This window comes from Nonomuraea sp. NPDC048901 (assembly GCF_040649695.1).
In the GTDB taxonomy this organism is placed as follows: Bacteria; Actinomycetota; Actinomycetes; order Streptosporangiales; family Streptosporangiaceae; genus Nonomuraea.
Genome location: NZ_JBEZFW010000066.1, coordinates 1 through 1097, shown reverse-complemented (window position 1 = coordinate 1097; position 1097 = coordinate 1). Strand labels below are relative to the sequence as shown.

Genomic DNA, 1097 nt, shown 5'->3' with positions numbered 1-1097 from the left:
CCGTGATAGCGGACATCCACTCTGCTCAGCTGCGGCCAGTTCTCCTTGGCATGCAGCCACAGCCGCTGCGCCAGGGACGTCTTGGTGGAGGCGGGGATCGTCGGCACGAGGGCTATCCTGCCCGCTCGGCGTGTCAGATCATCTTGACCGCCACCGAACGGCGGCGGCTCAAGCAGTTCGCCCACTCCCATTCGGCCCCGTATCAGCTGGTGATCCGCGTCAGGATCGTGCTGGATGCCGCCCACGGCCACTCCAACAACGCCATCGCGCGCCGGCACGGGGTGAGCGTGGACACGGTCCGCCTGTGGCGGGGCCGCTACGTCGCGGTGGAGCAGTAGCGAACTGGCCCGCGAAGCCGTCGCCCGCGGCCTGACAGCGACGATCTCGGCCTCCACGGTGCGCCGGATCCTGGCCGAGGACACACTCAAGCCCTGGCAACACCGGTCGTGGATCTTCATCCGTGACCCGGCCTTCGCCGTCAAGGCCGCCCGCGTGCTGGAGTTGTACGCCCGCACCTGGGACGGCGTCCCGCTCGGCGACGACGAGTATGTCATCAGCGCCGATGAGAAGACCTCCATCCAGGCCCGCTGCCGCTGCCACCCCACGCTGCCGCCCGGCAGATCGCGGATGACGCGCCTCAACCACGACTACGACCGCGGCGGCGCGCTGGCCTACCTGGCCGCCTACGACGCCCACCGCGCCCACGTCTTCGGCCGCTGCTCGCCCAAGACCGGCATCGTCTCGTTCATGGACCTGGTCGAACAGGTCATGACCCAGCAGCCCTACGCCTCGGCCAAACGGGTGTCCTGGATCGTCGACAACGGCTCCTCCCATCGCGGCAAGGCCGCCGCCGACCGGCTCACCGCGCGGTTTCCTCACGCGGTGATGGTGCACACTCCCGTGCACGCGTCCTGGCTGAATCAAGTGGAGATCTTTTTCTCGTCACACCCCATGACTTCACCAGCCTTGACCAGGTCGAAGACCGGCTGATCGCCTTCGAGCGTCGTTACAACGAGACCGCCCGGCCCTTCAGATGGAAGTTCACCCCGGCCGATCTCGAGGACCTGCTGGCCCGGATCGAGCGACACGAACAGAAA

Annotated in this window: 2 protein-coding genes; both read left to right on the top strand. The window is 67.5% G+C overall.

Going from position 1 to position 1097, the window contains the following annotated elements; translation table 11 throughout:
* Positions 1 to 143: 143 nt before the first annotated feature.
* The gene (locus tag AB0C30_RS59850; protein WP_357962702.1) at positions 144 to 338 is read left to right on the top strand and encodes a helix-turn-helix domain-containing protein; all 195 of its coding nucleotides are present in this window, start codon (positions 144 to 146) and stop codon (positions 336 to 338) included.
* Between the two features lie 58 nt (positions 339 to 396).
* Positions 397 to 990, top strand: a complete 594-nt coding sequence (locus AB0C30_RS59845; RefSeq protein ID WP_357962700.1) for a transposase — start codon at positions 397 to 399, stop codon at positions 988 to 990.
* Positions 991 to 1097: the final 107 nt, after the last annotated feature.